Consider the following 8,936-nt stretch of genomic DNA (forward strand, 5'->3'; position numbering starts at 1 on the left):
TCGCAGGCTCATCATAAGGTATTCGACCGCCTGATCCGGGCCGGAAATTAGTTCACTGGACAGATTGCCCGATCCGGTTTTTTCGACCTGAACAAGCCACAAAGACGGCGAAGACAGGGTTTCAGTGGCAAACCGGCCCGCGGCGTTCGTCAGTCGCCCATGCGCACCGGGGCCGATTCCGATATAGTCACCACCGCGCCAGTAGATCAGGTTATGACGGCTTTCGCACATATCACGGGCGTGGTTGGAAATCTCATAGGCAGGCAAACCGGCAGTGTCACAGGCCTCCTGCGTGGCCAGATACATTTCCGCGGCTCTGTCATCGCTCGGTAGGCCCTTTAATCCCCCGCGTGCGAACCGATCCCCGAATGCTGTGCCGTCCTCGATCGTCAACTGGTAAAGCGAAAGGTGGTCTACCGCCATGTTCAGAGCCTGTTTCAGCTCAGCCAGCCAATTCTGCGGCGTTTGATTCTGGCGGGCATAGATCAGGTCAAAACTAACGCGATCAAAGACTGCCCGGGCGGTTTCGAACGCAGCGATTGCATCAGAGGCTGTATGCAATCGACCAAGACGGCGCAGATCATCATCATTCAGGGCCTGAACACCCAAAGAGACACGATTGACACCGGCATCGCGATATCCGGCAAAGCGGCTGGCCTCGACCGAACCTGGATTGGCCTCAAGCGTGACTTCAAAGCTGTTCGATAGCCGCCAACCCTGTCTGATTTCGTCAAGAATCGCATGAACAAGGTCCGGGTCCATCAGGGATGGCGTTCCGCCGCCAAAGAACACCGTATCCAGACACCGGCCCTTGGTATCTGCGGCGCAGCGCCTGATTTCAGACAGATAGGCGCGCTTCCACCGATCCTGATCAATTGATGCCGAAACATGCGAGTTGAAATCACAATAGGGGCATTTCGATTGGCAGAATGGCCAGTGCAGGTAAAGGCCAAAGCCGCCTTCATGCCGGGTCTCAATGGCCAAGGGCGGCAACAAGCTTGCGGAACGCATCAGCGCGGTGGCTGATCTTGTTCTTTTCCCACCGATCCATCTCACCGAAGGTTCTAACATAGCCTTCTGGTTGAAAAATCGGATCATAGCCATGACCCTGATCCCCGCGCATAGGCCAGACAATCTGCCCCGCCATCACACCGGGAAAGACCTCGTCATGGCCATCTGGCCAGGCAAGGACCAGCGTGCAGCAAAACCGCGCGGAATGGGGGGCGGGGGCCCCGGAAACGATCAGTTTTCGATGCGTGGTGGTCATCGCCAAATCGAAATCCCGCCCGTCGCCTGTCTCGGCCCAATCGGCGGTATAGACCCCCGGGGCACCGCCAAGCGCGTCAATTTCGATCCCGGAATCATCGGCAAGCGCGGGCAGACCGGTGGCGGCAGCGGCAGCATGCGCTTTGATACGGGCATTCTCGACAAAGGTTGTGCCGGTTTCCTCAGGCTCTGGCAGGCCGTGTGCCTTGGCAAAGGTAACGGAAATACCCAAAGGTCGCAGCAATTGCGCAATCTCATCCAGCTTGCCCTGATTATGCGTGGCAATCAGCAGGGTATCGCCGGTGAACCGACGCATCAGGAGGTGGCCGCCAATTGGGCAGCGACCAATTCAGCCACACCCTTGTCGGCCAGCGCCATAAGCTGTGTGAACTGGTCCTTGCTGAAGGTGGCCCCTTCGGCGCTGGCTTGCAGCTCGATCATCTGGCCACCGCCGGTCATGACAAAATTTCCGTCCGTTCCGGCCTCGCTATCTTCATCATAGTCAAGATCCAGCACCGGTTGCCCCGCAAACACCCCACATGAGACAGCGGCGACATGATCAACAATCGGGTCCGAGATGACATCACCGGCCTTGATCAATTTGTTCACGGCGATCCGCAAGGCGACCCATCCACCGGTGATGGCCGCGCATCTTGTGCCGCCATCGGCCTGAATGACATCGCAATCGACTGTGATCTGGCGTTCACCCAAGGCCACCCGGTCGATCCCGGCCCGCAGTGATCTGCCGATAAGTCTTTGAATTTCTTGAGTTCTTCCAGATTGTTTGCCGGCTGCGGATTCACGCCTCATGCGCGTATGTGTGGCCCGCGGCAACATGCCGTATTCGGCCGTGACCCAACCAAGCCCGGTATTGCGCAGAAAGGGCGGCACGCGTTCCTCCAGTGATGCGGTGCACAACACATGCGTGTTGCCGCATTTGATCAGGCAGGAGCCTTCAGCATAGCGCGTTACATCGGTTTCAATCGAAATTGGGCGCATTTGGTCTAGGTTTCGGCCGGACGGGCGCATATCTGTCTCCTGGCATATGGTCTGGCTTGGGGATAATCCTTTGGCCCTGCCTGGCGCAACCCCGATTGACCTTGCCGCGCACAGACCGCTAAATGTTTCGGACCTGAAAAGGCCCATCACGATGTCAGAAACCGCAAAGATACTGGCCGAAATGAATGACCGCTCCCGCGAGGTGTTTCGCCGGGTGGTTCAAGGCTATCTGGATACCGGCGCTCCGATGGGGTCCCGCACCCTGACTCGCAGCCTGTCGGAGCAGGTCTCCGCCGCGACGATCCGCAACGTGATGCAGGATCTGGAATATCTTGGCCTGCTTGACAGCCCGCATGTCTCGGCCGGGCGCGTGCCGACGCAATTGGGGTTGCGGATGTTTGTTGACGGGTTGCTGGAGGTCGGCGATCTGACCAGCGTCGATCGTGAACGTTTGGATGCCACGCTTGGCGGCAATGACGCGGATGTGGCGCATAAACTGGACCGGCTCGGGTCTGCCCTGTCCAAGGTCACGCAAGGGGCCAGTCTTGTCCTGACGCCAAAACACGAAGCCCCGATTCGGCATGTCGAATTTGTGTCGCTTGCGCCTGATCGGGCGCTTGTCGTGCTGGTATTTGCCGATGGCCATGTCGAGAACCGTGTCTTTACACCGCCGCCGGGCCAAACCCCCAGTTCGATGCGCGAAGCGGCGAATTTCCTCAATGCTCTGGCCGAGGGAAAGACGGTTTCCGAGCTGCGTCTTGTGATGGAGACCGAGGTAAACGAGCGGCGTCAGGAGATTGACGCCCTGGCGCGCGACCTGATCGAAAGCGGCAGCGCCATGTGGGAAAATGAAGGTGACCGCACCGAGCGGCTGATTGTGCGCGGGCGCTCGCAATTGCTCGATTCGGGGCCGGAATCCGAGGAACTTGACCGCATACGCAGCCTGTTTGACGATCTCGAACGCAAGCGCGATATCGCGGAGTTTCTGGAACTGACCGATCACGGCGAAGGTGTGCGCATTTTTATCGGCTCCGAGAACAAACTTTTCTCACTTTCGGGTTCCTCTCTGGTGGTTTCCCCATATATGAACGCTGATCGAAAGATCATCGGAGCGGTTGGCGTCATCGGGCCTACGCGGCTGAATTATGGCCGGATCGTTCCGATTGTTGATTACACGGCGCAACTGGTCGGCAAGCTGATCGCCGATCAGGGATATGAGGTTTGAGAATGGCTGAACCCAAGGACGACATGTTTCTGGACGATCCCGAGTCCATCGAAGCGGAGATCGAGGCGGCGCTTGCGGATGAAGACCCGATCGATATCACCGCCGAGCCAGACTTGGCCGAGCCGGGCCTGACCGAACTGGAGCTGTTGCAGGCCGAACGTGATGAGCTGAAGGACCGGTTGCTGCGGACACTGGCGGAATCCGAGAATGTCCGCAAACGCGCCGATCGTGACCGGCGCGAGGCTGAACAATACGGAAGTGCGCGAATGTCACGCGATCTGCTGCCGGTTTACGACAATCTCTACCGCGCGCTAGAAGCTGCCAACAAAGAAGAAAACGAAGTAGAGGCGGGCGTGATCGAGGGCGTTGAACTGACGCTGCGCGAGCTGCTGAATGTGTTTACCAAACACGGCATGACGCCTATCGTTCCCGAGGTGGGCGATACGTTCAACCCGCAGGAACATGAAGCAATGTTCGAGGCCCCGATACCCGGCACGAAGAAAGGCGAGATCATTCAGGTCATGGCTGCAGGGTTTTTGCTGCATGATCGGCTGCTGCGTCCCGCGCAGGTGGGTGTGTCGTCGAACCCTGACACCTAATCTTCGCTCAACTCGATCAGTTCATAGATCAGATCCAATGCATCCCGGGGCGACAGCGTGTCGGGATGTATGTCTTTCAGCCTATCGGTCAGTTTCGATTGCCTGGCAGGTTGCACGACAGGCTGCGGGTTCACTGAGAACAGCGGCAAGTCGTCGATCAGCGCCATTTTTCTGTTACCGCCCTCCCGCTCGCCTTTTTCCAGGGCCTCAAGCACCGATTGCGCGCGTGAAACCACGGCTGGCGGCAATCCGGCCAGCTTTGCGACCTGCACACCATAGGACCGATCTGCGCCGCCGGGGCGGACCTCGTGCAGGAAAATGACGTCACCTTCCCATTCGCGCACCGCGACGGTGGCGTTTTCGACCCCCTCCATCCGGTCTGCCAGTGACGTCATCTCATGATAATGGGTGGCAAATAATGCGCGGCATTTGTTGACATCATGCAGATGTTCCAGCGTTGCCCAGGCGATTGACAGGCCATCATAGGTTGCCGTGCCACGGCCAATCTCATCCAATATCACCAAAGCGCGGTCATCGGCCTGATTGAGGATCGCCGCGGTTTCCACCATCTCAACCATGAAGGTCGACCGCCCCTGCGCCAGATCATCGGATGCGCCGACGCGGCTGAAGACCTGTGACACCAGCCCGATCCTTGCCTCGGTCGCAGGCACATAGCAGCCCATCTGGGCAAGGATCGCAATCAGCGCATTTTGGCGAAGGAAAGTCGACTTTCCCGCCATGTTGGGGCCGGTCAGCAGAATCAGTGCGGCATGGTCGGGCTTGGCCGAAAGGGTGCAATCATTGGTGATGAAGGGTTCGCCTGTTTTCTGCAGGCTGCGTTCAACGACCGGATGCCGCCCGTCTGCGATCACAAAATCGCGACTGTCATCAATCACCGGGCGCACCCAGTTCTCTTGCCTGGCCAGAGTGGCCAGCGAGGTCGAAACATCAACCTCCGCCAGTGCGGCGGCGGCAGCGCTGATGGCCTCGTGCTGGTTCAATACTGCCTGTGTCAGAGACTGAAAGAGGGTCTTTTCAATCTCTGACGCACGGTTACCGGCATTCAGAATCCGGGTTTCCAGTTCGGACAGGTCCACGGTGGTAAACCGGACCTGATTGGCGGTGGTCTGGCGGTGGATGAACTGTTCCGACAGCGGCGGCGACAGCATTTTCTGTGCGTGTGTTGCCGTTGTTTCGATAAAATATCCCAGAACATTGTTGTGTTTGATCTTCAGCGATTGAACACCGGTTACCTTGGCATAGTCGGCCTGCATCCGTGCAATTACACCGCGCCCTTCATCACGCAACTTCCGGGTTTCATCCAGATCCGCATGATATCCACTGGCGATGAATTCTCCATCCCGCACCAATAGCGGCGGCTCGGCGATCAGGGCCCGTTCCAGAAGGTCGATCAATTCATCATGCCCGATTAGCGCGTCTGCCGCATCCCGCAGCAGCGGCGGAAGATCGGCCCTACCCATCGTGGAGTGGATCAGGCGGGCCTCGGTCAGCCCGTTTCGAATGGCGGCCAGGTCGCGGGGTCCGGCCCGGTCCAGCGACAGGCGTGACAGGGCCCGGTCCATGTCGGGAACCCGGCGCAAGGAAATGCGCAGATCTTCGGCCAGATTGTCATGGTCGATGAAACAGGCAATCGCCTGGTGTCGTGGCGCAATTACATCAACCTGCGTGGATGGGCTGGAAAGCCGCCGCTCCAGCAGCCGACCCCCGGCAGAGGTAACGGTGCGGTCAATCGTGGCCAGCAGTGATCCGGCCCGCCCGCCCGACAAGGCCGTGGTCAGTTCCAGGTTGCGGCGGGTGGCGGCGTCAATTTGCATCATCCTTTGCGCGGCCTGCGCAACAGGCGGGCGCAAAAGCGGCAGGTTTCCTTTCTGGGTAATCTCCAGATAATCGATCACCGCCCCCATGGCAGACAGGTCCGAGCGGGTGAATTTTCCGAATGCATCCAGTGATTTCACTTGGAACAGAGCCTGAATCCGGGTCTCTGCCGATCGGCTGTCAAAACTGGCGGGCGATAGCGGTGTCACCGCGGCACCGCTTTGTTTGATCACTTGCATGGCATCGGCATCCAGCCCGTCGGCAACCAGAACTTCCCGGGCGTCAAGGCGGGCAAGCTCGGGGGCCAACCGCACCAATGGGCAGGCCATCACATGAAACGCCCCGGTGGAAATATCGGCCCAGGCCAAAGCGCCTTTTCCTCTGACATCGGCATAAGCAGCCAGGAAATTGTGGCTGCGCGCCTCCAGCAAACTGTCCTCGGTCAAAGTGCCGGGGGTGACAAGGCGAACGACTTCGCGCCGCACCACCGATTTGGAACCGCGTTTCCTGGCCTCGGCGGGGTTTTCCATCTGTTCGCAGACCGCAACGCGGAATCCCTTGCGAATCAGGGTCAGGAAATACTTGTCGGCCGAATGCGCCGGCACACCACACATCGGGATGTCTTGGCCCTGATGCTTGCCCCGTTTCGTCAGCGCGATATCCAGTGCTTCAGCCGCGGCCACGGCATCGTCAAAAAACATCTCGTAGAAATCGCCCATCCGGTAGAACAACAGCGCATCGCGGTGCTGCGCCTTGATTTCCAGAAACTGCGCCATCATCGGCGTCACTTGCGCGCTCATCAATTCCCCCACGGTCCTGTCGCAAACCCTACCCATTGCCGGGCGCGTGTAAAAGGTCGCAAAAGCCTTTGGTTGAGGTAACAGGCGCGGCTCGGTATGACATCGGGGCTGAAGCCCAAAGAAAGCACCGGACCCATGGCAAACACGACCAAGATCACCCGCGAAGAGGCCCTGTCATTCCATCTGGAACCGCGACCGGGCAAGATCGACATCCAGGCTTCGGTGCCGATGACCACGCAGCGCGATCTCAGCCTGGCCTATTCGCCCGGTGTTGCCGCGCCGTGTGAAGCCATCGCCGAAAACCCCGAAACGGCCTATGACTATACGTCCAAGGGCAACATGGTGGCGGTGATCTCGAATGGCACGGCGGTTCTGGGCCTGGGCAATCTGGGGGCGCTGGCGTCAAAACCGGTGATGGAGGGCAAGGCGGTTCTGTTCAAGCGCTTCGCGGATGTCAATTCGATCGATATCGAGCTGGACACCGAAGACCCCGATGAATTCATCAATGCCGTGCGCCTGATGGGCCCGACTTTTGGCGGCATCAATCTGGAAGACATCAAGGCCCCCGAATGTTTCATCATCGAACAGCGCCTGAAAGAAGTGATGGATATCCCCGTCTTTCATGATGATCAGCATGGCACCGCCGTCATCTGCGCCGCCGGCTTGATCAACGCGCTGCATATTTCGGGAAAAAAGATCGAGGATGTGAAGATCGTCGTCAATGGGGCCGGTGCCGCAGGGATCGCCTGCCTCGAACTGTTGAAGACGATGGGTGCGCGACACGAAAATTGCATCATGTGCGACACCAAGGGGGTGATCTATCAGGGCCGCACCGAAGGCATGAACCAATGGAAATCGGCTCATGCCATCGATACCGACCTGCGCAACCTTGCCGATGCGATGCGCGGCGCGGATGTGTTTCTGGGGGTGTCGGCGAAAGGCGCGGTGACGCAGGATATGGTCAAGTCGATGGCCGATAACCCGGTGATCTTCGCCATGGCAAACCCGGATCCGGAGATTACCCCGGAAGAAGCCCATGAGGTGCGGGTTGACGCTATCGTGGCCACCGGGCGCTCGGATTACCCCAACCAGGTGAACAATGTTCTGGGCTTTCCTTACCTTTTTCGAGGCGCGCTGGATATTCACGCCCGTGCCATCAATGACGAGATGAAAATCGCCTGCGCCGAAGCCTTGGCCGCACTTGCCCGCGATGATGTGCCCGATGAGGTTGCCATGGCCTATGGCCGCAAGCTGAGCTTTGGCCGGGATTACATCATTCCAACCCCGTTTGACCCGCGCCTGATCCATACGATTCCAACCGCTGTTGCACGGGCGGGTATGGATACCGGCGTGGCGCGGCGGCCGATCCTGGATCTTGAGGCCTATTCCCAGACCCTCAAGGCGCGAATGGATCCAACGGCTTCGATATTGCGCGGCATCAACGCGCGGGCGCGGGCCGCGCAGGCGCGGATGATATTTGCCGAAGGAGATGAAATTAGGGTGCTGCGGGCCGCTGTCGCATACCAGCGCAACGGGATGGGCAAATCCATCGTGGTGGGACGCGAGACGGATGTGAAGGCCAAGCTGGAAAGCGTCGGGCTGGGGGATGCTCTGAGTGAGCTGGAGATCGTCAATGCCGCCAATACCGACCATTTGGACAGCTACAAATCCTTCCTTTATCAGCGGCTGCAACGCAAAGGGTTTGACGGGCAGGATATTCACCGTCTGGCGGCGCGCGACAGGCATGTATTTGCCTCCCTGATGCTGGCGCATGGCCATGGCGATGGTCTGGTCACCGGAGCGACCCGGAAATCCGCGCATGTTCTGGGTCTGATTGGCCATGTGTTTGATGCCGCTGCAGAAGATGGGGCTGTCGGGGTGACGGCGCTGTTTCACAAGGGCCGTATCGTGTTGATCTGCGATACGCTGGTTCATGAGTGGCCCGAAGCCGAAGATCTCGCCTTGATTGCCCGGCGTGGCGCGGCGGTAGCGCGCGGTTTGGGGATCGAACCGCGCGTCGCGTTCGTCAGCTTCTCAACTTACGGATACCCGGTGTCGGAACGGGCCGAGAAGATGCACCAGGCCCCCGCCGTGCTGGACCGGATTGGTGTCGATTTTGAATATGATGGTGAAATGACGGTCGATGTGGCGCTGAATATGAAGGTGATGGAACAATATCCATTTACCCGCCTGACAGGTCCGGCCAATGTT

Annotated in this window: 7 protein-coding genes; 3 read left to right on the forward strand and 4 right to left on the reverse strand. The window is 58.9% G+C overall.

Annotated features, from left to right (window positions below; translation table 11 throughout):
• The 3 genes from hemW to rph all read right to left on the reverse strand — a co-directional run.
• Positions 1-978 (reverse strand): radical SAM family heme chaperone HemW (gene hemW, locus ACW8PS_RS11190; RefSeq protein ID WP_491527499.1); only part of this gene is annotated, 978 nt, incomplete at its 3' end.
• Positions 974-1,582, reverse strand: a complete 609-nt coding sequence (gene rdgB, locus ACW8PS_RS11195) for an RdgB/HAM1 family non-canonical purine NTP pyrophosphatase (RefSeq protein ID WP_491527493.1) — start codon at positions 1,580-1,582, stop codon at positions 974-976. The genes rdgB and hemW, both read right to left, overlap by 5 nt.
• Complete coding sequence (rph, locus tag ACW8PS_RS11200) at positions 1,582-2,295, reverse strand: ribonuclease PH (RefSeq protein ID WP_491527494.1); 714 nt, start codon at positions 2,293-2,295, stop codon at positions 1,582-1,584. Before rph ends, rdgB begins: the two co-directional genes overlap by 1 nt.
• Positions 2,296-2,416: 121 nt before the next feature.
• Here rph and hrcA point away from each other — a divergent pair, with 121 nt between their 5' ends.
• Together hrcA and ACW8PS_RS11210 are read left to right on the forward strand one after the other, a co-directional pair.
• The gene (gene hrcA, locus ACW8PS_RS11205; protein ID WP_491527495.1) at positions 2,417-3,490 is read left to right on the forward strand and encodes a heat-inducible transcriptional repressor HrcA; all 1,074 of its coding nucleotides are present in this window, start codon (positions 2,417-2,419) and stop codon (positions 3,488-3,490) included.
• Positions 3,491-3,492: 2 nt separating this feature from the next.
• Positions 3,493-4,089, forward strand: coding sequence for a nucleotide exchange factor GrpE (locus tag ACW8PS_RS11210; protein ID WP_491527496.1), 597 nt, complete (start codon positions 3,493-3,495; stop codon positions 4,087-4,089).
• Here the strand turns inward: ACW8PS_RS11210 and mutS are convergent.
• Entirely contained in the window at positions 4,086-6,725 is a 2,640-nt protein-coding gene (gene mutS, locus ACW8PS_RS11215) for a DNA mismatch repair protein MutS (protein ID WP_491527497.1), read from the reverse strand. The genes ACW8PS_RS11210 and mutS overlap by 4 nt on opposite strands.
• Positions 6,726-6,860: 135 nt before the next feature.
• Between mutS and ACW8PS_RS11220 the strand changes: the two genes are divergently transcribed.
• On the forward strand, positions 6,861-8,936 hold a 2,076-nt coding region (locus ACW8PS_RS11220), incomplete at its 3' end, for an NADP-dependent malic enzyme (RefSeq protein WP_491527498.1).

This window comes from Alterinioella sp. (assembly GCF_058343375.1).